Raw genomic sequence first — 20677 nt, forward strand, 5'->3', positions numbered from 1 at the left:
CCTGCCTCCTTTCCGAGGACGCGCAGACACGGCGCTCTGGTCCTGGCGCGATGGTAGATCCGGAGAAGCGGTTCTCCGCGGGGCTTGCGCAGAACCGTTTCCTGTGGTTCACCTGAATGCCGCCGGACGGCCTGGCGCCCCAGGTGCGGTTCCTCCCTAGGATGAGGGGAATAAACACGGAGGAGGGCCGGGGGAATGTTCGACGAGCGACGGCGACAGGCAGCGCTCGAGGAACTGGGGATCCTTGACACGCCACCCGATGAGCGGGTGGATCGAGTGGCACGACTGGCGAAGGAGATGTTCGGCGTGCCGATGGTCAGCGTCTCGCTGATCGATCGCGACCGGCAGTGGCGCAAATCGCAGATCGGCCTGGGGGGGAACGAGGCACCGCGACAGGATTCGTTCTGCGACTACACCGTGTCGCAGGACCGGACGGTGGTGGTGGAGGATGCGAGCACGACCGACCTCTTCGCCGAGAATCCGTTCGTGACCGGCGACCCGCACCTGCGCTTCTACGCGGCCCATCCGCTGCACGCGCCGGGAGGGGAGCCGGTCGGGACGCTGTGCGTGCTCGACACGGAACCGCATACTTTCACGGATGCCCAGCAGGACCTCCTGCGCGACCTCGCGTTCTGGGTCCAGACGGAGCTGGCGCAGGACGCCGACGTCGACCACGCCGCCGTGGTGCAGCGGGCGCTGCGCCCCCGGGCGCACCCGGAGATCGCCGGGTACACGATCGCCGCCGGTGCCGCCCCGCGGGGAACGCTCGCCGGGGACTACTACGACTTCTCGCGCCACGGCGAGGCCCTGCGGGTGACCCTGGCCGATGCCATGGGCAAGGGCACGGGCCCGGCGCTGGTCGCGGCCACCGTGCGGGCCTCGCTGCGCACGGCGCCGGAGCGCTCGCTGACCGACGCCGTGATCGAAGTGGACCGCCTGCTCGAGGACGACCTCGCGGACACGTCGATGTTCGTCACGGCCGTCGTCGCCGAACTGCAGCCGGAGACGGGAGAGCTCGAAGTCATCGACGCCGGCCACAGCCTCGCGTTCGTCGTCCGCGCAGACGGGTCGTGGACGCCCCTGCGCTCCACGAACCTGCCCTTGGGCATGGGGATGGGCCTCGCCGACCCCCGGGTCCCGGTGACGACGCGGCTCGAGGTGGGGGACGCCTTCATCTGCTGCAGCGACGGTCTCCTCGACGTCCTCGACGCCGACGACCCGTTCGGCCACGTGGAGCGGGTGCTCACCGCGATGGGACCGGACGGCGCCGTGCGCGAAGCCCTGCGACTCGCGAACGATGAGCGCGCCACCGACGACATCACCGTCGTGGTCGTGCGGAGGGACGCGTGACCGCCCGGTTCGCGACCATCCGCGTCCTCGCGCTGCTGTCGGTCCTGCTCGGCGTGAACTACGTCGCCTGGCGCTGGCTGGAGTCGGTGAACTGGTCGGCCTGGTGGATCGCGGTGCCGCTCGTGATCGCAGAGACCTACAGCCTCATCGACACGTTCCTGTTCTGCCTGACGATGTGGCGCGCGAAGGAGCGTCCGGCGCCGGTGTCGCCTCCGCAGGGCACCGTCGACGTGTTCATCACGACCTACGACGAGCCGATCGAGCTCGTCATGACCACCGCGAAGGCGGCGAAGCGGATCGCCTACCCGCACTCGACCTGGATCCTCGACGACGGCTCCCGGCCCGAGCTCGAAGCCGAAGCCCGGGCCGCCGGCGTCGGCTATCTCACGCGTTCCGAAGACTGGACGGGCAAGCCCCGGCATGCCAAGGCGGGCAATCTCAACAGCGCCCTCTTCCAGACCGACGGCGAGTTCCTCCTCATCCTCGACGCCGACCAGGTGCCGGACCCGCTGATCCTGCACCGCACGCTCGGCTACTTCGCCGATGATCCCGAGGTCGCCCTCGTGCAGACGCCGCAATGGTTCGTGAACGTCGACGAGGCCGACCCGCTCGGCAGCCAGGCGCCCCTCTTCTACGGGCCGATCCAGCAGGGGAAGGACGGCTGGAACGCGGCCTTCTTCTGCGGCTCGAACGCCGTGCTCCGCCGCGAAGCACTGATGCAGCTCGGCATCGTCGGCTACGTGCGGAACGTGACCGACTCCGCCGCGCGGGCCCTCAAGACGTCCGAGGCCCTCATCGCCCGCGAGGCCGAGGCGGCGACCGACCCGGCGCTCGCCACCGAGCTCGGCGCGCTCCGCATCGCGATCGCACGCGGACGCAAGGAGCTCGCCGCGGGCGAGTCGGTCGCCGAGGTGGCCGCCCGCGTGGGGGAAGCCGTCGACAGCGCCTCCCGCATCCTCGTCGCCCACGACCTCGAGGGCATCCGTGCCGACCTCGCAGTGATCGAGTCCCTGCCGGTGCAGCAGGACGCGGAGCTCGGGCAGGTGATCGTGGACGAGGCCGGACTCGACGCGCTCGCCGCGTCCGACCTCTCCCCCCTCACCGCCGTCGAGGCCGTCCGCGGACTGCTCGATGCGCTCCGCCTCGACCGTGCGGATGAGGCGCAGCCGATCCTCCCCCTCGCCACGATCTCGGTGACCGAGGACATGGCCACGGCGATGCAGCTCCACGCCCTCGGCTGGAAGAGCGTCTACCACCACGAGATCCTGGCGCACGGGCTCGCCCCGGAAGACCTCCGGACGATGCTCACGCAGCGGCTGCGGTGGGCCCAGGGGACGCTGCAGGTCATGCTGCGCGACAACCCCCTGGCCAAGCGAGGACTCTCGGTGGGGCAGCGCCTCATGTACTTCGCGACGATGTGGAGCTACCTCTCGGGCTTCGCCGCGATCGTCTACCTCGCCGCCCCGGTGATCTATCTCGTGTTCGGCGTGCTCCCCGTCACCGCCTGGTCGGTCGACTTCTTCGCGCGCTTCCTGCCGTACTTCCTCGTCAATCAGGCGCTGTTCCTCGTGGTCGCGAAGGGGGTGAAGACCTGGCGAGGTCAGCAGTACTCGCTTGCGCTGTTCCCCGTGTGGATCCGCGCGTGCTGGACGGCCTTCGCCAACGTGGTGCTCGGCCGACCGCTCTCCTTCGCCGTGACCAGGAAGGACGGCCGCGATCCTCGGGGCATCCCGTGGCGCGAGATCTGGCCGCAGCTCACCGCCATGGTCGTCCTCGTGATCGCCCTCATCATCGGGGTCGCCCGGGTCATCGTCGGCACCGGCGACGGCACCGGCACCCTCGTCAACACCGCCTGGGTCCTGTACGACCTGGTCGTCCTCAGCGTCATCATCCAGGCGGCACGCTACCGCGGTCCGGCCGCGAAGGTCCTCGAGAAGGAGTCGAATGAACGTCAGCACTGACACCAGGGACGGCTATGCCGTCGTCACGATCACGGGCCGCCTGACCGCCTCGGGAGCGCCGTTGCTGCGCAACGCGGTGAGCGACCTCGTCGCCGCGGGGCAGCCGCGCATCGCGATCGATCTGAGCGGCACCGAGTTCGTCGACTCCTCCGGTCTCGGCGCCCTCGTCGGCGGCCTCAAGAGCGCCCGCGTGGCCGGCGGCGATCTGCGCATCGCCGCCGTTCCCGAGGCCGTGCGCACCGTCCTCCACCTCACCAACCTGGATCGCGTGCTCCGCGACTACCCGACGCCGGAATCGGCGTTCGATGGACGCTGACATCCGGGCCTTCCACATCGACGGGCCCGCCGGGCTCGCCCTCGTCGACCGCGCCCTCGACGAGCTCGACCGGCTGTGGCCGCTGGCTCCGGAGGTACCTGCCCAGGATCAGGTGCTGTTCACCCTGGCGCTGAGCGAGGTCACGACCAACGTCGCCCAGCACAATGAGCACGCGGACGTCGTGCTGAGCATCGACGTCCGCGTGACGGCGGAGGAGCTGCGCGCCTACATCCGCGACACCGCCCCGCCGGCACCGATCGACTGGGACGCCGTGTCGATGCCGGGCGAGGAGGCGGAGAGCGGACGCGGGCTCGCGCTGTCGCAGGCCGCGCTCGACGAGTTCACCCACACGGTCACCGATCTCGGCAACACCTGGGTCCTCGTCCGGCGCGTGGATCCCGCGCGCGAGGCGGGCGACTGACCGGTCAGGCGAGCCAGGCCGGCGCGCGCCCGCGGAGGGCCGCGGCGTCGATGGAGTAGCGCCCGGCGCCGGTGAGCGCGAGCGCGAGAGCCGCGGCGCCGAGCACGGCGACGAACTCGTAGCCGCCGGCCGTCACCCACAGGCCGGCGGGCAGGTGCACGAGCACGAGTGCCACCAGCATGTCGACGGCGAGGAGGATGCCGACCGGGCGCGTCAGCAGGCCGAGGATCAGCAGGATCCCGCCGATGAGCTCGAGGAAGGCGACGACGGGTGCGGCGATCTCGGCGAGCGGGACCCCCATGCCGGCGAAGCTGCCGATGGTGCCGGGGATCGTGAACTCGAAGATCTTCTGAGCGCCGTGGGCGGCGAAGATCGCGCCGACGACGATGCGCAGGACGAGGAGTCCGAGCGACGAGGCGGAGGTGGCGGAGGCTGTGGTGTTCGTCATGAGGAGGTTCTTCCTTCGTGGCAGGACACCCGCGCGGGCGCGGACCAGGGCTCTTGCCCTGGCCCCCACGGTAGGAACCGTTCTTTTCCGTCCGCTGAACGCCTCGGCGCCGGCGGACGCAGGCTCAGCGGGAGCCGACCTCGTGGAGCATCCGCTCCCGGGCGCCGTCGAGGTGAGCCGAGAGGACCGCGGCGGCGTCCTCCGGGGCTCCCGTGCGCATGACGTCGAGCAGCGTCACGTGATCGTCCGACGACTCGTGCAGGTCCTCGTCGTGGTTGATCGTGACCTCGAGGAGGGCCGTGAAGGTCGGGAGGTACTGGTTCCAGGCACCCTCCAGCCGGGGGTGATCGGCGAGGGCGTAGATCTGGGAGTGGAAGTCGAGGTCGGCCGTGACGAAGGCCGCATGGTCGCCGGCGTCCGCGGCCTCGGCCATGCGCTGGACGGCGTCGGCCATCGGCTGCCACCGCTCGTCGTCGTCGACCCGCATCGCGCGCGAGAGGGCGAGCTGCTCCAGCGCGCCCCGGAGGCTGTAGAGCTGGTCGACGTCGTCGCTCGTGAGGCCCACGATGTAGACGCCGCGGGGACGCTGCACCTCGACGAGCTTCTCGAAGCTGAGCTGGGTCAGGGCGTCGCGCACGGGGCCGCGGCTGACGGCGAACTCCTCGGCGAGGGCCTCCTCGGTGAGCCGGGCCCCCGGGGCGAGCTCCCCTCGCACGATGCGCTGGCGCAGCACGCGTGCGACCTGCGCTCCGAGCGACTCCCCGCGCGTGACGGTCTGCGTCATGGTGACCTCCTGTTAACAGTTGACAGGATACACACCGGGGTACGCGGTCAGGCTCCGGAGCGCGGACTCCAGAGCACGAGTTCCGTCGAGCGCCGGATGCGGCGGCCGGTCGGCATCGGCACGACCCCCGCGGAGCCGGCGGCGAACACCCGCACGCCGGGGCGGTTCTCCCGCTCGGCACGGAGGGCGCCCTCCAGCGCGAGCACGCGGTCGCGCAGCATCCGGTTCTCGTCCTCCAGGTCGAGGAGACGTGCGATCGCCGGGAGACTGACCCCTTCGGAGGAGAGCTGGGCCACCTCGCGCAGCTGCTCGATGTTGCGGTGCGAGTAACGACGGGATCCGCCGGGCGTCCGACCCGGCACCACGAGGCCGATCCGGTCGTACTGACGGAGGGTCTGGGGGTGCAGGCCGGAGAGCTTGGCGGCTGCGGCGATCGCGAAGACCGGAGTGTCCGCGTCCATCACGCCTTCCTTCCTGGTTTCACGTCAGGCCGTCGCGCCTGGTCAGGCAGCTCCTTCCCGGAACCGCCTGACCCGGCGCGAAAGCCTGTTCTCGTCAACGGCGGGCTTTCGCCATGAGCTCGGCCCGCGGGTTCTCCTGAGGCTCCAGCTCCTGGAACCTCTCGAGGGCCTCGCGCGCGGCGTCGTCGAGGTGCGTCGGAACCGCGACCTGGAGCTCGGCGAGCAGGTCACCGGTCCCCTTCGCGGTCGCGACACCCCGACCCTTGACGCGGAGCACGCGGCCCGACGGGGTCCCGGGGGCCACACGCAGCTTCACCACGTCGCCGCCGAGCGTCGGGACCTCGATGGTCGCGCCCAGCGTCGCCTCGGTGAAGGTCACGGGGACCACCACGCGGAGGTTGAGGCCGTCCCGCGTGAAGACCGGGTGCGGGCGCACCGTGATCTGCACCACGATGTCCCCGTTCTCCCCGCCATCGGGCGAGGGGCGACCACGGCCGCGCAGCCGGATCTTCTGCCCATCGGCGACACCCGCGGGGATCTTCACCTTGAACGGCTTGCCGTCCTCGCCCTGCAGGGTGATCGTCTCGCCCTGCACAGCGGTGCTGAAGTCCAGCGTGGTGCGGGCCGTGACGTCGGCGCCGCGCTGCGGACCGCCGAAGCCACGGAAGCCGCCGCTCGGCTGCCCGAATCGGCCACCGCCGAACGAGCTGCCCTGGCCCTGGTTGAACATCGCGAAGATGTCCTCGAAGTCGGCGGTCTGGCCGCGCCCCTGCTGTCCGAACCGGCTGAAGACGTCTTCGAACCCGCCGGCGCCCGAGCCGCTCGCCGTGAAGCGAGCGCCCGAACCCATGGCGCGGATCTCGTCGTACTCCTTGCGCTGCTCGGCGTCGGAGAGCACCGAGTATGCCTCGCTGATCTCCTTGAACTTGGCCTCGGCCTTCGCATCGCCCTGATTGGAATCGGGGTGATACTTGCGCGCGAGCTTGCGGTACGTCTTCTTCAGGTCAGCGTCGCTGACGTCCTTCGAGACCCCGAGGGTCTTGTAGAAGTCCTTGTCGAACCAATCCTGGCTGGCCATCGATCACCTACTCCGCAGGGACGGCGACGACGACCTTCGCAGGACGCAGCTCGACCTCGCCGAGGCGGTACCCCACCTCGACGACCTCGAGCACCGTGGTCTTCGAGGTGCCGGGGGTCGGCTGCTGGAAGATCGCCTCGTGACGCTGGGGGTCGAACTCCTCGCCCTTCTCGCCGTAAGCGACCACGCCGAGGCGCTCCACGACCGCGCGCACCTTCTCGGCGATCACGGCGAAGGGGCTGCCCTCGACCAGATCGCCGTGCTGCTCGGCGCGGGCCAGGTCGTCGAGGACGGGGATGAGGCCCTTGGCGGCCTCGCCCTTCGCGCGCTCGATCTCGATCTGGCGCTGCTCCTCGGTGCGGCGGCGGTAGTTCGCGTACTCGGCCTGCAGGCGCTTGAGGTCGGTCAGCAGGGCGTTCTCGGCGTCGGCGATCGCGGCGTCGCCGGCGGCGGCATCCGCGGTCTGGGCGGCGCCGAGGATGTCCTCGACCGTCAGCCCCTCCTCGGTCTCGGCAGCCGCGTCGACCGGAGTCTCGTCGGAGCCCTCGGCGGCCTTCGCCTCGCGGGAGTCCTGGTTCTGCGGCACGGGGCCGGATGCCTGAGCATCCGACCCCTCCGGAACCTCGTTCTCGTCGAAGTTCTTGTCCGTCATGATTACTTCTTCTCGTCCTCGTCGTCGACGACCTCGGCGTCGATGACGTCCTCCTCGGAGGAGGGGGCGTCACCGGTCGGGGCCTCGCCCTCGGCCGAAGCGCCGGCGGCGTCCGCCTGCGAGGAGGCGTAGATCGCCTCGCCGAGCTTCGACTGGGACTGGTTGAGCTTCTCGAACGCGGTCTTCACGGCCTCGTCGTCGTCGCCGGCCAGAGCCGTCTTGAGCGCGTCGACGTCGGCCTTGACCTCGGTCTTCACGTCCTCGGGGAGCTTGTCCTCGTTCTCGGAGATGAGCTTCTCGATCGAGTAGGCGAGGGTCTCCGCCTGGTTGCGGGTCTCCGCGGCCTCACGACGCGCCTTGTCCTCGGCGGCGTGCTCCTCGGCCTCGCGCACCATGCGCTCGATGTCCTCCTTCGACAGCGACGAGCCGCCGGAGATGACGATCGACTTCTCGGTACCGGTGCCCTTGTCCTTCGCGGACACGTGCACGATGCCGTTGGCGTCGATGTCGAAGGTGACCTCGATCTGCGGGATGCCGCGGGGAGCCGGGGCGATGCCCGTCAGCTCGAACGTGCCGAGCGGCTTGTTGTCGCGGGTGAAGTCGCGCTCACCCTGGAAGACCTGGATCGCGACGGACGGCTGGTTGTCGTCGGCCGTGGTGAAGGTCTCGCTCCGCTTGGTCGGGATGGCCGTGTTGCGCTCGATGAGCTTGGTCATCATGCCGCCCTTGGTCTCGATGCCGAGGGAGAGCGGGGTGACGTCGATGAGCAGGACGTCCTTGCGCTCGCCCTTGAGGACACCGGCCTGCAGCGCGGCGCCGACGGCGACGACCTCGTCCGGGTTCACACCCTTGTTGGCTTCCTTGCCGGTCTCGCGCTTGACGAGCTCGGCGACGGCGGGCATACGGGTCGAACCACCCACGAGGACGATGTGGTCGATGTCGGACACCTTGATGCCGGCCTCGCGGATGACGTCCTCGAAGGGCTTCTTGGTGCGGTCGAGCAGGTCCTTCGTGAGGTCCTCGAACTTCGCGCGGGTCACGGTCTCGGAGAGCGAGACGGGGCCCGAGTCGGTCAGCGACAGGTACGGGAGGTTGATGCTCGTGGACGTGGAGCTGGAGAGCTCCTTCTTCGCCTGCTCCGCAGCCTCCTTGAGGCGCTGCAGCGCGATCTTGTCACCCGAGACGTCGACGCCCGTGGTCTCCTTGAACTGCTTGATCAGATAGTCGACGAGGCGCTGGTCCCAGTCGTCACCACCGAGGCGGTTGTCACCGGCAGTGGCGCGCACCTGGATCGTGGAGAAGTCGTCGTCCTTGCCCACCTCGAGGAGGGAGACGTCGAACGTTCCACCACCGAGGTCGAAGACGAGGATGAGCTCGTCCTCCTTGCCCTTGTCGAGGCCGTAGGCGAGGGCCGCAGCGGTCGGCTCGTTGATGATGCGGAGCACGTTGAGGCCCGCGATCTCACCGGCCTCCTTGGTGGCCTGACGCTCGGCGTCGTTGAAGTACGCGGGGACCGTGATGACCGCGTCGGTCACGGTGTCGCCGAGGTAGGACTCGGCATCGCGCTTCAGCTTCTGGAGGATGCGCGCGGAGATCTCCTGCGGCGTCCACTTCTTGCCGTCGACGTCGAAGCTCCAGTCGGTGCCCATGTGGCGCTTGACCGAGGCGATCGTCCGGTCGACGTTGGTGACGGCCTGGCGCTTCGCGGTCTCGCCGACGAGCACCTCCCCGTCCTTGGTGAAGGCGACGACCGAAGGGGTCGTGCGGAAGCCCTCGGCGTTGGCGATGACCTTGGGCTCGCCACCCTCGAGGACGCTGACGACGGAGTTGGTGGTTCCGAGGTCGATACCGACAGCACGTGCCATGTGTTCTCTCCTTTGTTGGGAAGTCTGTAGTGGTCCGAAAACCTGCGGCGATCAGGGAAACCTGAGTCGCGATGGCTCAAGTGTACGCCGGGGTCGAAAAGCTGTCAAATGAACTTGATATGAACAGGCTCAAGTTTTCCCGCCGGGCGGTCAGAACGGCGCGTCCGTCGATCCTTCGGCGAAGGTGACGGTGTTCGACGGCGGCGGGCGGTCGATGTATACCCTCCCCGTCGGACTCGTCCAGGCATAGAGGCCGTCGCCACGCGACTCGACATGCCAGGCGGACTGATGTTTCAAGACATGATGTCGACGGCACAGATGGCCGAGATTCGAGGCGGACGTCTCCCCGCCCAGCGCGGCGTCCCGGTGGTGATCGATGTCGCACTCCGCGGGCGGATATCCGCAACCGGGGAAGCGGCATCGCTGATCTCGGGCCCGCAGGTGGCGTCGCAGTTCCGCGCTCGGGCGATACCGGTCGACGGCGAGGACGGTGCCCGTCACGGGGTGCGTGAGGATGCGATCCCATCCGGAGGCAGCCCCTGCCAGCCTCCGTGCCGTGGCGGGGTCGATCGGGGTGCGCCCGTCGAGTTCCGCCGGCGCCCGGCCACGGCCGAGGAGGGTCATGACAGGGACCGTGATCGCGACCGTGGGGACGATGGCGGCCAGGGTGCCGTCATGATCATCATGGCCGGCCGGCGCACCGGTGAGGAGGTCGAGCGCGAGGTCGGCCCGGGACTGGGCGATGGTTCGCAGGTCCGTCGGGTCGTCGCCGGCCTGCGTGGTCGTGGCCATGGTGGTCAACCGGTCGAACACGCCGTGCATCAGCGCCGCCGGCCCCAGAAGTCCGAGCTCAGCCATCCCGTCAGGGGCATCCCGTACCCACACGCGCCGCCGCTCACGGGCATCCTCGTGACGGTCCGCGAGGGTATGCGGCTGAAACTCCTCCGCGGCCCGGCGCGCCATGCGCGCGACCCGGTTCGGCGCCTCGCTCTCGGCGAAGGCGATCATCCGCGCGGAGAAGGCGTCGCGATCCGCCTCGTCTTCGAGGTGCGCACCTGCCTCCGCGATGACGCGGGCTTGCTGGGCGGTGACCTGCCCCGCGCCCCATGCACCCCACAGCCGCGGAAAGCGCTCGACGATCCAGACCGCATCGGCCATCCGCCGCTGCACCGTCCTGTCGCTCGCCCGCAGCGCGGCAGCGAACTCGGCCGCGACCGTGCGCACGCTCAGATCCGCGCCGTCCGGATGGGCGGCCTCCGCCGCGACCTCCACGGCCAGGCGCGACCCCAGCGCCAGGATCCCGTCCCGCGCGGCCTGCAGTCCATTGATCGACCGCTCGACACCGACGAGCATCTCGGTGAGCGCTCGGAGCGCCTCCACCTGCTCGATCGTCGCGTCCGCCAGTCCTGTCATACCCCGAGTGAAGCAGGGACCACCGACATTGAAACCCCAGTTCAGGTGGAGTAAACGATATGCCGGGATGCAGTGCGCGCCACGGCGATCACGCCGAGCCCGGTCCGCCTCGGTGGCCGCGAGCCGACATGCTTGACTCTCACACGGTGTCAGACGGGAGAACTGAGACATGTTGTCCATCGGAGCGTTCGCGCAGATCGGCCAGGTGACCCACCGGATGCTCCGGCACTGGGACACGGCCGGGCTGCTCGTCCCCGCCCACGTGGACGAGTTCACCGGCTACCGGTCGTACGATCCGGCGCAGCTCGAGCGCCTGCACCGGATCGTCGCCCTGCGTCAGCTCGGCTTCGGTCTCGACGACATCTCGGCGATCCTCGCCCAGGGCGTCGACGCCGACCGGATCGCGGCGCTTCTGCGCGTCCGGCGCGCCGAGGTGGAGCAGGAGCACCGGCTCGCGGCCGCGCGACTCGTCGATGTGGAACGGCGCCTCCACCTCATCGAGAAGGAGAAGCATATGTCGCAGATCGAGATCGTCCAGAAGCCCCTCCCCGCCGTGCGTCTGGCCGCCGTCCGCTCCGTCGTCGCCGAGCAGCCCGCGGTCGCGGAGGTCGTGGGACCGGCCTTCGACGCCGTGGCAGAGGTCATCGGAGACGAATGCGGCTCTCTCACCACCCCGATCGCCCTGTACCGGACGCAGCCGGACGGGATGGAGGTCATCGCCGGGTACTCGTATACCGGTCCGGCCGCCGACGGGATCGAGATCGTCGAGCTCCCCGCTGAGGAGGACGCGGTCTGCGGGGTGCACCTCGGCTCGATGGAGCGGATCGCCGAGAGCTGGCACGCGATCCACACCGAGGTCGTCGCGCGCGGCCTCATCCATGCCGGGCCCTGTCGGGAGCTGTACGTCCGCGCCGTGGGAGACGACCAGTCGGACTGGGTCACGGAACTCCAGCAGCCCGTCGCGCGCCGCTGACGAGGCGCACGACCTGCGGGCAGGATGGGGGCATGATCCGTGCCGTGCTCTTCGACCTTGACGGGGTCGTCCGTCACTTCCTCCACGACCCCGACCTGGAGGCGCGGCACGGACTTCCGGCCGGGATGATCGCCCACATCGCGTTCGCGTCACCGTTGATCGACGCGGTCACCACGGGGAACCTCACTCGCGAGGAGTGGATGGTCCGAGTCGGCGAGGCCGCGGGATCCGCAGCCGCCGCGCGGGAATGGGGACGCACACCGTTCGCCGCCGACCCGGACGTGCTCGCGCTCGTCGACGAGCTGCGCTCCCACGGGATGATGTGCGCCATCCTCACGAACGGCACGGACACCATCGCCGAGGAGCTTCACGACAGCGGCATCGCCGCGCACTTCGATCGCGTGTTCAACTCCGCGGACATCGGATACGCCAAGCCGGATGTCCGGGCGTTCGGACACGTGGTCGCCGACCTCGCCATCGCGCCGGAGGAGGTCTTCTTCCTCGACGATTCGCCGGGGAAGCTCAGCGGCGCACGGACGCTCGGCATGACCACGCACCACTACACGGGAGTCTCCGCGTTGCGCACCGCTCTCGACGCCGCCGGCGTTCCCGGCGCGACGGCATCGACGCCGATCCCTTAGGGCGCCACATCCTTCGGGCGTCGCGCCGTTCGGGATCGGGGTCACTTGCCCCCGGGCGGGCCGACCAGCAGGAGGATCACGTACAGCGCGACGATTCCCACGACGAGCAGCACCGCGAGCACCCAGGGGCGACGCAGGAACCAGCGCATCAGGCGGTCGTACCAGCGGTGGTCACGCGGGTCGTCGGTGGCGTCGAGTCGCCAGTCGCCTCGGAGACGGTCGGTGCGGTGCAGCCAGACCTCCATGGGGATGGTCGCGTACGGGACGACGGCGCTGAGGACCGCGAGCACCCCGACCCCCGGGTGCCACCGCTGGTTGAGCGCGACGAGGACGGCGGTCGCGGCATAGGCGAGGAACACGAACCCGTGGATGCCGCCGCCGACCGTCACCACGACTCCGGGGGCTCCGACGGCGCGGGCGATGATCGCGGCGATGAGGATGGTCCAGGTGATCGCCTCCGCGATCGCGAGGACACGGTACAGGCGGCCAGGGGTGCGGAACACGGAACTCCTCGGGTGGGGTACCCCTCCAGCGTATCCCGCTTCGAATCGCCCACTGTGCCCCATCCGCCGCCGGAATGGAGCAAGGTGAGCAACTCGAAGGGGAATAGGGGGACGGTGGTCGGCGTTGCCGAAGGCATGGTGACGGTGGATGCGGATGCGCTGTCCTCTGTGCTCGGCACGGTGGACCTGCGCGTGGGGATCGCCCGTCGGGTGCAGCTGGGCCGCGGGGGACTGCTGCCGCTGGCTCCCGGCCGGATCACCCTCGTCTACATCGCCGACGGCGCCGTGCATGGGCATCCGCCTCTCGGCACCGGCTGCCGTCTCGACGTGGACCGCTCGTCGCAGCAGCTCACACTCGAGGAGCCCGGCCGCCGAGACCGCCTCGTCACCGGCGATGCCTTCCTGCTGCTCCGCGGCGACACCTTCGCACTGGAGGCCGCCGTCGAGACTGCACTCCTCGTCGTCGACATCGAGCTCGCGGACACCGCGTCTCCCCTCCCGGCACTCCTGCCGCCCTTCCTCACGGTGACAGGGTTCGACGCGCTGGAGCCGGCCGCCGCCGCCCTCGCCGAGAACATGGGGATCGTCGACGCGGCCGCGTGCCCCGTGCGCCAGGGCGACCCGCTGATCTGCCGGATGATGGCGACCACCGTGCTGCTCTCGGTGATCCGAGCCTGGGCGGCCAACGGCTGTGCGCCCGCCGGATGGCCCTCGCTGTCGAAGGACCCCTTCCTCGACCGCGTCGTGGACGCCATCCACGAGCAGCCGGGCCGGGACTGGACCGTCGAACGCCTGGCCGCTGTCGGCGCCATGTCACGGTCGGCCTTCGCGGAGCGGTTCCGTCTCGCCGTCGGCCGCTCCCCCGCCGACTACGTCACCGAGGTGCGCATCGACGCCGCGAAGCGGATGCTCCAGGCCGGGCATTCCGTGTCGAGCGTCTCGCGCGAGCTCGGCTACGCCTCGGACGAGGGTTTCAGCCGCGCGTTCCGTCGCCGCACGGGCATGACCCCGTCCTCCTGGCGCGGCTCGCACTCCCTCGTGCCTGCCTGATCTGCCTGATCCCACGACCTCGCCCCAGCCTCGGGGCGGGCACGACTTCGGAGACCCGGGGCGACACGCCGACTCCGAAGCCCGAGGCGACGGCGTGTCGGCGGCCGGCTCCGAAGTTGTGCCCGGGCAACCAGGGGTCAGGAGCAGGGGTCAGGAGCGGGAGCTGCGGCGGTTGGAGAGGCCGAACAGCACGGCGCCGGCGAGGAGCGAGACCGCGCCGATCGTGTAGACGAGCTCGACGCTCAGGGTGTCGACGAGGAGCCCACCGACGCCGGCCGCGAGCGTGATCGCGCCCTGGAATCCGACGACCACGAGGCTCCCCCCGGCCTCCAGGCGGTCCGGCATGCGGTGACCCACCCAGGTGTTCACGACGATCAGCCACGACGAGAAGAAGAAGCCCCAGAGGAGCACGACGGCGCCGATGCCGATGATCGATCCGGAGAAGAGCACCATCGACAGCACGGCGGCCGAGATCACCAGCGGCGCGAACACCGCGAAGAAGGCGAAGGAGCGGTCGATCACGAGGCCGATGGAGAGGTTACCGAGAAGGCCTCCGACACCGAACAGCGCCAGCAGCACGACGATCGTCGAGGCGTCCACGTCCGGGATGCGCTCCAGCGCGAGGCGGACGTAGGTGTAGGCGAGGAAGTGGCCGAGCACGACGAGGACGTGTCCGACCATGCCGAGGCCGATGCCGGGCCGCCGTACCGTGTCGACGAGCAGACGGAGGCTCGACGCGCGCTCGGCCGGAACGGTCGGCAGCGCCCACCGCAACGCGACGGCGAGCACCACCATCAGCACTCCCGCGATCGCGAACACGGCACGCCAGTCGACGACCTCGCTCAGCATGACCCCGAGCGGCACTCCGGCGACCGTGGCGAGGGAGACCCCGGCTGAGGTGAACATCACCCCGCGACCGAGATGCTCGGGCCCCGCGAGCCGCGCGGCGACCGTGATCGACATCGTCCAATAGGCGCTGATCGCCGCCCCCAGCAGGAACCGCGCCAGCAGCACGACGACGAGGTTCGGCGCGATCGCGACGATGAGGTTCGACACGGCCGCGGCGAGCGCCATCCACACCAGCAGCGATCGGCGGTCCAGCCGGGGGAACACGAGGCCGACGGTCGGAGCGACGAAGAGTCCGACGAGAGCCGTGACGGTGACGGTCTGCCCGGCCTGCCCGGGGGTCACCCCGAGGCCGTCCGCCATCTCGGTGAGCACCCCGTTGGGGAGGAACTCGGCGGTCACCAGCAGGAACCCCATCACCATGAGGGCGATGAGCCCTCCGTAGCGGATGCGATCGGCGCGGGTCGTCGGCAGGGTCGGGACGGGGGCGGTCGTGGTCATGCTTCCAGACTCGCAACGGGAACGGGGCCGCGCCCGACCGGTCGTCCGCCGCATCCGACCGATCGTCCGGCCCTGGACAACCTCCGATCGGACCCCCTAGGCTCGACGACGCACCGGGAAGCGCCCGGGAAGCCCGAGCGAAGGAGGCGATGAGATGAACGCTGTCGTCGTCGCGCCTATCGCCGACCACCTTCCCTTCGAGGCCACCCGCTCCTGATCGCCGCGTGGCCTCCCTTCCCGGAGCCACACCGTGACCGAATCCCCCGCTTCCTCGGAAGCCGCGTCCTTCGACGCCACCTCCTTCGATTCCCTCGAGACCGCCCTCTCCTTCGCCGAGGTCGAGCCCGGCGCCAACCAGCGCTGGACGACCTGGCCGTCATCTACCCCCACCGAACGCGGGCCGGAACCGCGCCCCGCGTGGGTCGTGACCTCCGCCGGCGCCCTGGACACCGAGCTCGGCATCCTGAAGACCGGCAAGGAGGCCGACGTGTTCCTGCTGGAGCGCGCCGTGCCCGACGACCCGACGCAGCGCACCCTCCTCGCCGCCAAGCGCTACCGCGGCATCGAGAACCGGAGCTTCCAGCGCTCCGCGGTCTACACCGAGGGACGCAGCACGCGGAACACCCGCGACACGCGCGCCCTCGCCAAGAAGACCGCCCACGGGCGGGAGGTCGCCGCAGCCCAGTGGTCGCTCGCGGAGTTCGAGGCCCTGTGCCGGATGTGGGAGCGCGGCGCCCCGGTCCCCTATCCCGTGCAGGTCAGCGGCACCGAGGTGCTCATGGAGTTCCTCGGCGACGACCGGGGCATCGCGGCACCCCGGCTCGCCCAGGTGCGCGGGTCGAACGCCGAGATGCAGGAGTACTTCACGCAGGTGGTCGAGCTCATGCGGGTCTTCGCCGCCGCGGGCTTCGCGCACGGCGACCTCTCCGCCTACAACCTCCTCGTGCACGAGGGGCGTGTGCGGGTGATCGACCTGCCGCAGATCGTCGACGTGATCGCGAATCCGCAGGGCCTCGACCTCCTGCACCGCGACTGCGTCAACGTGTGCGACTGGTTCGCACGGCGACGGGTGGAGTGCGACGCCGAGGCCCTGTTCGCGGACCTCCTCGGGACGCTGTTCTGACCCCGGGTGTCAGGAGGCGAGTCGGGCGGCGAGAAGGGTCACCAGCTCGTACACGACGTGGCTCGCGGCGATCCCGGTCATCTGGGCGTGATCGTACGCGGGCGACACCTCCACGACGTCGGCGCCGACGATGTCGCGGTCGCGCAGCGCCCGGAGGATGCGCAGCAGCTCGCGACTCGTGAGCCCTCCCGCCTCGGGGGTCCCTGTGCCGGGCGCGTGCGCGGGGTCGAGCACGTCGATGTCGATCGAGACGTACAGCGGCTTGTCCCCGATGCGGGTGAGGATGCGGTCGATCGCGGCCTCCACCCCGTGCTCCTCGATGTACTCGCTGGAGACGATGGAGAAGCCGAGGCGCTCGTCGTCCTCGAGGTCCTGCTTCGAGTACAGGGGTCCGCGGGTGCCGACGTGGCAGCTCGCGGTGAGGTCGATCAGCCCCTCCTCGCTCGCGCGGCGGAAGGGGGTGCCGTGCGTGATGGGGGCCCCGAAGTAGGTGTCCCACGTGTCGAGGTGGGCGTCGAAGTGGAGGACCGCGACGGGTCCGTGCTTCGCGGCCACCGCCCGCAGCAGGGGAAGGGCCACGGTGTGGTCGCCGCCGATCGTGACGAGGCGCTGCACCTGCTCGCCGAGCGCCAGCGCCGCGCGCTCGACCTCGGTCACCGCCTCGGTGAGGTCGAACGGGTTCACCGGGATGTCCCCCGCATCCACCACCTGGGCGAGCTGGAACGGCGACACGTCCTGCGCGGGGTTGTAGGGCCGCAGCAGCCGGGACGACTCCCGCACGTGGGACGGGCCGAAACGGGTGCCGGGACGATAGCTCACGCCGGAGTCGAACGGGATGCCGATCACGGCGATGTCGGCGCGCGGCACGTCCTCGATGCGGGGCAGGCGGGCGAAGGTGGCGATGCCGGAGTACCGCGGGTTCACGGAGGCGTCGACGGGGCCGATGTTGTCGGTCATTTCTCGTTCCTGTTCGTCGGGAGGTGTGGGTCTCAGAGGGCGTGCTGCGGGATGTGCACGAGCTGCACCCCGCCGTCGGCGATGGCCGCGCGGATGCTGGGGGCGATGTCGGCGCGTGATGCCACCCGTCGCCCGGTCGCCCCGAAGGCGGTGGCGAGCGCGGCCCAGTCCGGCTGCACGAGGTCGACGCCGACCGGGGTCATGCCCCGGTCGAGCTCGTTCTGGCGGATCTCCGCGTATCCGCCGTTGTCGACGCACACCACGGTGACGTCGAGGCGCTGCTCAACGGCGGTGACGAGCTCGTTCACGCAGAACATCAGAGCGCCGTCACCGATGACGGTGACGACCGGGCGTTCGGTCTGCGCGACGGCCGCGCCGATCGCGGCGGGGAGGCCATAGCCGAGCGTGGCGTAGGTCGGCGTGTAGAGGAGGGAGTGCGGCTGCTCCTGCCGCAGCACGCTGCCGAGCGCCATGTAGACGATCTGGGAGGAGTCGCCGGCGACGATCGCATCGGCAGGGAGGGCGGTGGCGATGATCTCGGCCAGCGCGACGGTGTCCGGCGCGGTCTCCCGCGACTCGGCCTCGATCGCGGCCCGCTCGGCCGTGAGGTCGCGGGTGGGACGGGCGGGGTCCGGCAGCAGGGGCAGGAGGGCGTCGGTCACGGCGGCGGCGTCCCCCGTGAGAGCGACCGTCGCGGTGAGGTTCTTGTCGCGCTGCTCCGGGGAGATGTCGATGCGGATCACCGCACCGCGCGCCTCGAGCCGCGGTGCCCAGAGCTCCGCCTCGCCCAGCTTCGAGCCGATCACGAGGAGCACGTCGGCGTCCTCGGCCACGGCGCGGGCGGCGGCCAGACGCAGGTTCGATCCGAGCGACAGCGGATGCCGCTCGTCGAGCACGGCCTTGCCGTTCAGGGTCGTGAGCACGGGGGCGCCGAGCCGCTCGGCCACCGCGACGATCTGGTGCGCGGCGTCCACCGCGCCCCCTCCGGCGACGATCACCGGGGTGCGGGCGGCGGACAGCAGTCGGGCGGCCTCGGCGAGCGCGATCGGGTCTCCGGAGATGCGGTCGGGCATCGACCGCGGCCTCCGGTCCTCCGCGGGCACCTCGGCGGTCCCCTCCAGCACGTCGAGCGGGATCTCGATGTGCACGGGTCGGGGGCGGCCGGTGCGGAAGAGGTGGAACGCGTCGTGCACGGCCTGCACCGCCTCCGCCGCGGACGACACCCGCCGCGACCACTCGGCGATCGCACCGACCATGGCCGTGGCGTCCTTCGTCTCGTGCAACGTGCCGACGTCGGCGAACTCCGCCCCGAGCGGCACGCCCGGGGACAGGACGATGAGTGGTCGCGACTCGCAGAACGCGGTGCCGATGGCGCTCATCGCGTTCTGCAGGCCGGGACCGGAGGTGGTGATCACCACACCGGGAAGGCCGGTCTGCTGGGACCAGCCGTCGGCGCCGTACCCCGATCCCTGCTCGTGGCGGTTCGTCACGGCGCGGATGCCGAGGTCGGCGAGGGGGCGGTAGAACTCCAGGTTGTGCGTGCCGGGGATGCCGAAGATCGCAGTGACCCCGTAGCCGCGGATGGTCTCCAGGACCGCGCGGCCCGCGGTGTCGGCGTACCGGTCGTCTCCGCTGATGTCGGTGCTCATCGTGTCATCCTCACATCGCGTGACGACGGACGCCGTCGACCCAGGTCTCACGGACCTCGATCGCCGCGATCTCCTCGGCAGGCACCGCGAGCGGGTCGCCCGAGAGCACCGCGAAGTCGGCGTACTTGCCCGGCTCCAGCGAGCCGAGGTCGTCCTCCCGTCCGATCGACACCGCGCCCTCGATCGTGTGCGCCCGGAGCGCCGCGATCGCGGAGATGCGCAGGTCGTCCGGGCCGAGCCGGTGTCCGCGGCGGGTGACCCGGGTGACCGCGGTCTGGATCGCCTCCAGGGGGATGGGCTCGGCGACCGGGGCATCCGACGAGATCGTCATGGGCACGCCGGCGCGCTCGAACTCCCCGAGGGGGTTGAAGCGCTCGCCGGGGGTGCCGATGGCCTCCTCCACGCCTTCGCCCCAGTTGAAGTAGTGCTGCGTCTGGTTGACGGGACGGATGCCGGCGACCGCCATCCGCTCGATCTGTGCGGGCGTGGGCAGGCCGCAGTGCTCGATGCGGTGCCGGGCGTCGGCGTCCGGACGCTCCGCAAGGGCCGCCTCGACCGCCGACACGACCATCTCGATCGCGGTGGGCGACTGGGCGTGCGTCGCGGTCTGCAGCCCGGCCGCATGCGCCTTGCGGACGAGCTCCGCGTAGTCGGCGGGCTCGTGGTAGAGCTGGCCGGTGCGGCAGGGGTCGCCGACGTAGCCGTCCGGGAAGTACGCGGTCCAGCCGCCGAGGGTGCCGTCGGCGTAGAACTTGATGCCGGCGAAGCTCAGGTGCGCGTTGCCGAACTGCCCGACCAGCCCCATCTCCAGCGCCTCGTCGAGCAGGTGCGACAGCAGATACATCGACACCCGAAGCTCGAGCCGCCCGGCCTCGGCCAGCCGCAGGTACATGTCGAACTCGCGCCGCGTGACCTGGCAGTCGCCGATCGAGGTGACGCCGCCCGCGAGGAACCGCTGCGTCGCCGCGTCGAGCTGCCGCAGGTGCTCCTCCGGCTCGTCCGCGAGGTGGAAGTTCGGGCCGTGATGGCCGATCTTCACCCCGTGTACGCCGGTGAGGATGTTGCACGCCGCATCCGAGAGTTCACCCGTCAGCTCACCATCGGCGTCGCGGAAGAACTCGCCGCCGTCCGGGTTCGGGGTGTCCCGGTCGACGCCGTTGAGGTCGAGCGTGTACGAGTTCACCACGCCGCCGTGACCGGAGGCGTTCATGAGGTACACCTCGCGGTCGGCGGCCACCTCGTCGAGCTCGAAGCGGGTGGGATGCCGCTTCTCGGCGAGGTTGCGCTGCTCGTAGCCGTAGCCGCGAACCGGGCGTCCGGCGGGGAGGTCGGCGGCCGCGGCCTTCAGCAGGGCCACGATCTCCGGGATGCTCCCCGCCTTCTCGGGGCCGCAGTCCACCCACGTCATCATCTGCCCGAACATCAGCGGATGCGCGTGTGCGTCCACGAAGCCGGGGACGACGACCGCCTCCCCCAGGTCGACGCGCTCCGGGGTGAGGCCCGCCCGCGCCGCCACGTCCTCGCACGCCGCCGCCGTGCCGAGGGCGACGATGCGCCCCCGGTCGGTCAGCATCGCGGTCGCCGTCGTGTCGGAGGCGTCCGCCGTGTGGATCGCCCGCGCGGTGATGAGGGCGGGAGCGGCCTGGGCCGAGCGGTCGAAGGGAGTGAGCTTTCTCATGGGGAGC

General features: G+C 70.5%; 20 protein-coding genes. 8 read left to right on the forward strand and 12 right to left on the reverse strand.

Annotated features, from left to right (window positions below; genetic code table 11):
• Nucleotides 1–195 precede the first annotated feature (195 nt).
• From AC3B5L_RS16215 to AC3B5L_RS16230, 4 genes are read left to right on the forward strand one after another with little or no spacing between them, the layout of a single operon-like run.
• Nucleotides 196–1350, forward strand: a complete 1155-nt coding sequence (locus AC3B5L_RS16215) for a PP2C family protein-serine/threonine phosphatase (protein WP_259955103.1) — start codon at nt 196–198, stop codon at nt 1348–1350.
• Complete coding sequence (locus AC3B5L_RS16220) at nt 1347–3311, forward strand: glycosyltransferase family 2 protein (RefSeq protein WP_259955102.1); 1965 nt, start codon at nt 1347–1349, stop codon at nt 3309–3311. The genes AC3B5L_RS16215 and AC3B5L_RS16220 overlap by 4 nt, the downstream gene beginning before the upstream one ends.
• Nucleotides 3295–3627: an STAS domain-containing protein gene (locus AC3B5L_RS16225; RefSeq protein WP_187662648.1), complete on the forward strand. Its 333-nt coding sequence runs from the start codon at nt 3295–3297 to the stop codon at nt 3625–3627. The genes AC3B5L_RS16220 and AC3B5L_RS16225 overlap by 17 nt, the downstream gene beginning before the upstream one ends.
• Nucleotides 3617–4048 carry an ATP-binding protein gene (locus AC3B5L_RS16230; protein ID WP_187662649.1) on the forward strand — a complete coding sequence of 144 codons (432 nt, stop codon included), beginning with the start codon at nt 3617–3619 and terminating at the stop codon, nt 4046–4048. The genes AC3B5L_RS16225 and AC3B5L_RS16230 overlap by 11 nt, the downstream gene beginning before the upstream one ends.
• A 4-nt stretch (nt 4049–4052) precedes the next feature.
• On the opposite strand, the gene AC3B5L_RS16235 is transcribed toward AC3B5L_RS16230, so the two are convergent.
• From AC3B5L_RS16235 to AC3B5L_RS16265, 7 genes are all read right to left on the reverse strand, one after another.
• The gene (locus AC3B5L_RS16235; protein ID WP_187662650.1) at nt 4053–4496 is read right to left on the reverse strand and encodes a DoxX family protein; all 444 of its coding nucleotides are present in this window, start codon (nt 4494–4496) and stop codon (nt 4053–4055) included.
• Nucleotides 4497–4620: 124 nt separating this feature from the next.
• Nucleotides 4621–5280 carry a GntR family transcriptional regulator gene (locus AC3B5L_RS16240; protein WP_187662651.1) on the reverse strand — a complete coding sequence of 220 codons (660 nt, stop codon included), beginning with the start codon at nt 5278–5280 and terminating at the stop codon, nt 4621–4623.
• Nucleotides 5281–5327: 47 nt separating this feature from the next.
• Entirely contained in the window at nt 5328–5741 is a 414-nt protein-coding gene (locus tag AC3B5L_RS16245) for a heat shock protein transcriptional repressor HspR (protein ID WP_187662652.1), read from the reverse strand.
• 94 nt (nt 5742–5835) lie between these two features.
• Entirely contained in the window at nt 5836–6819 is a 984-nt protein-coding gene (locus AC3B5L_RS16250) for a DnaJ C-terminal domain-containing protein (protein ID WP_187662653.1), read from the reverse strand.
• A gap of 7 nt (nt 6820–6826) precedes the next feature.
• Nucleotides 6827–7471: a nucleotide exchange factor GrpE gene (locus tag AC3B5L_RS16255; protein WP_071329295.1), complete on the reverse strand. Its 645-nt coding sequence runs from the start codon at nt 7469–7471 to the stop codon at nt 6827–6829.
• 2 nt (nt 7472–7473) lie between these two features.
• Nucleotides 7474–9336: a molecular chaperone DnaK gene (dnaK, locus tag AC3B5L_RS16260; protein WP_187662654.1), complete on the reverse strand. Its 1863-nt coding sequence runs from the start codon at nt 9334–9336 to the stop codon at nt 7474–7476.
• Between the two features lie 150 nt (nt 9337–9486).
• Nucleotides 9487–10749 (reverse strand): HNH endonuclease signature motif containing protein, encoded by a 1263-nt coding sequence (locus AC3B5L_RS16265; RefSeq protein ID WP_259955097.1) that lies wholly within the window; start codon nt 10747–10749, stop codon nt 9487–9489.
• Between the two features lie 169 nt (nt 10750–10918).
• Between AC3B5L_RS16265 and AC3B5L_RS16270 the strand changes: the two genes are divergently transcribed.
• A complete protein-coding gene (locus AC3B5L_RS16270; RefSeq protein ID WP_259955096.1) occupies nt 10919–11722 on the forward strand; it encodes a MerR family transcriptional regulator in 804 nt (267 codons plus the stop codon).
• A gap of 32 nt (nt 11723–11754) precedes the next feature.
• Nucleotides 11755–12363, forward strand: coding sequence for an HAD-IA family hydrolase (locus AC3B5L_RS16275; RefSeq protein WP_259955094.1), 609 nt, complete (start codon nt 11755–11757; stop codon nt 12361–12363).
• Between the two features lie 41 nt (nt 12364–12404).
• Here the strand turns inward: AC3B5L_RS16275 and AC3B5L_RS16280 are convergent, their stop codons facing one another.
• A complete protein-coding gene (locus AC3B5L_RS16280; protein WP_259955092.1) occupies nt 12405–12866 on the reverse strand; it encodes a DUF3817 domain-containing protein in 462 nt (153 codons plus the stop codon).
• A gap of 114 nt (nt 12867–12980) precedes the next feature.
• Here AC3B5L_RS16280 and AC3B5L_RS16285 point away from each other — a divergent pair, with 114 nt between their 5' ends.
• Nucleotides 12981–13916 carry a helix-turn-helix domain-containing protein gene (locus AC3B5L_RS16285; protein WP_259955090.1) on the forward strand — a complete coding sequence of 312 codons (936 nt, stop codon included), beginning with the start codon at nt 12981–12983 and terminating at the stop codon, nt 13914–13916.
• Between the two features lie 150 nt (nt 13917–14066).
• On the opposite strand, the gene AC3B5L_RS16290 is transcribed toward AC3B5L_RS16285, so the two are convergent.
• Nucleotides 14067–15263 (reverse strand): MFS transporter, encoded by a 1197-nt coding sequence (locus AC3B5L_RS16290; RefSeq protein WP_187662658.1) that lies wholly within the window; start codon nt 15261–15263, stop codon nt 14067–14069.
• Between the two features lie 250 nt (nt 15264–15513).
• Here AC3B5L_RS16290 and AC3B5L_RS16295 point away from each other — a divergent pair, with 250 nt between their 5' ends.
• Nucleotides 15514–16386, forward strand: a complete 873-nt coding sequence (locus tag AC3B5L_RS16295; RefSeq protein ID WP_259955088.1) for a serine protein kinase RIO — start codon at nt 15514–15516, stop codon at nt 16384–16386.
• 9 nt (nt 16387–16395) lie between these two features.
• Here AC3B5L_RS16295 and speB read toward each other — a convergent pair whose 3' ends face one another.
• The 3 genes from speB to AC3B5L_RS16310 are packed head-to-tail and all read right to left on the reverse strand — an operon-like array spanning nt 16396 to nt 20670.
• Complete coding sequence (gene speB / locus AC3B5L_RS16300; RefSeq protein WP_259955087.1) at nt 16396–17343, reverse strand: agmatinase; 948 nt, start codon at nt 17341–17343, stop codon at nt 16396–16398.
• A 32-nt stretch (nt 17344–17375) separates the two neighbouring features.
• On the reverse strand, nt 17376–18992 hold the full coding sequence (locus AC3B5L_RS16305; protein WP_259955086.1) for a thiamine pyrophosphate-binding protein: 1617 nt from the start codon (nt 18990–18992) through the stop codon (nt 17376–17378).
• Between the two features lie 10 nt (nt 18993–19002).
• Nucleotides 19003–20670, reverse strand: a complete 1668-nt coding sequence (locus AC3B5L_RS16310; protein ID WP_259955084.1) for an amidohydrolase — start codon at nt 20668–20670, stop codon at nt 19003–19005.
• Nucleotides 20671–20677: the final 7 nt, after the last annotated feature.

It is taken from the genome of Microbacterium sp. C-MGS6, from assembly GCF_058140415.1.

What these genes read in the sequence shown, in the direction of transcription:
- AC3B5L_RS16215 (WP_259955103.1), top strand. Translation starts at nt 196, where the DNA reads ATGTTCGACGAGCGACGGCGACAGGCAGCGCTCGAGGAACTGGGGATC.
- AC3B5L_RS16225 (WP_187662648.1), top strand. Translation starts at nt 3,295, where the DNA reads ATGAACGTCAGCACTGACACCAGGGACGGCTATGCCGTCGTCACGATC.
- AC3B5L_RS16230 (WP_187662649.1), top strand. Translation starts at nt 3,617, where the DNA reads ATGGACGCTGACATCCGGGCCTTCCACATCGACGGGCCCGCCGGGCTC.
- AC3B5L_RS16235 (WP_187662650.1), bottom strand. Translation starts at nt 4,496, where the DNA reads ATGACGAACACCACAGCCTCCGCCACCTCCGCCTCGTCGCTCGGACTC.
- AC3B5L_RS16240 (WP_187662651.1), bottom strand. Translation starts at nt 5,280, where the DNA reads ATGACGCAGACCGTCACGCGCGGGGAGTCGCTCGGAGCGCAGGTCGCA.
- AC3B5L_RS16245 (WP_187662652.1), bottom strand. Translation starts at nt 5,741, where the DNA reads ATGGACGCGGACACTCCGGTCTTCGCGATCGCCGCAGCCGCCAAGCTC.
- AC3B5L_RS16250 (WP_187662653.1), bottom strand. Translation starts at nt 6,819, where the DNA reads ATGGCCAGCCAGGATTGGTTCGACAAGGACTTCTACAAGACCCTCGGG.
- AC3B5L_RS16255 (WP_071329295.1), bottom strand. Translation starts at nt 7,471, where the DNA reads ATGACGGACAAGAACTTCGACGAGAACGAGGTTCCGGAGGGGTCGGAT.
- dnaK (WP_187662654.1), bottom strand. Translation starts at nt 9,336, where the DNA reads ATGGCACGTGCTGTCGGTATCGACCTCGGAACCACCAACTCCGTCGTC.
- AC3B5L_RS16265 (WP_259955097.1), bottom strand. Translation starts at nt 10,749, where the DNA reads ATGACAGGACTGGCGGACGCGACGATCGAGCAGGTGGAGGCGCTCCGA.
- AC3B5L_RS16270 (WP_259955096.1), top strand. Translation starts at nt 10,919, where the DNA reads ATGTTGTCCATCGGAGCGTTCGCGCAGATCGGCCAGGTGACCCACCGG.
- AC3B5L_RS16275 (WP_259955094.1), top strand. Translation starts at nt 11,755, where the DNA reads ATGATCCGTGCCGTGCTCTTCGACCTTGACGGGGTCGTCCGTCACTTC.
- AC3B5L_RS16290 (WP_187662658.1), bottom strand. Translation starts at nt 15,263, where the DNA reads ATGACCACGACCGCCCCCGTCCCGACCCTGCCGACGACCCGCGCCGAT.
- speB (WP_259955087.1), bottom strand. Translation starts at nt 17,343, where the DNA reads ATGACCGACAACATCGGCCCCGTCGACGCCTCCGTGAACCCGCGGTAC.
- AC3B5L_RS16305 (WP_259955086.1), bottom strand. Translation starts at nt 18,992, where the DNA reads ATGAGCACCGACATCAGCGGAGACGACCGGTACGCCGACACCGCGGGC.
- AC3B5L_RS16310 (WP_259955084.1), bottom strand. Translation starts at nt 20,670, where the DNA reads ATGAGAAAGCTCACTCCCTTCGACCGCTCGGCCCAGGCCGCTCCCGCC.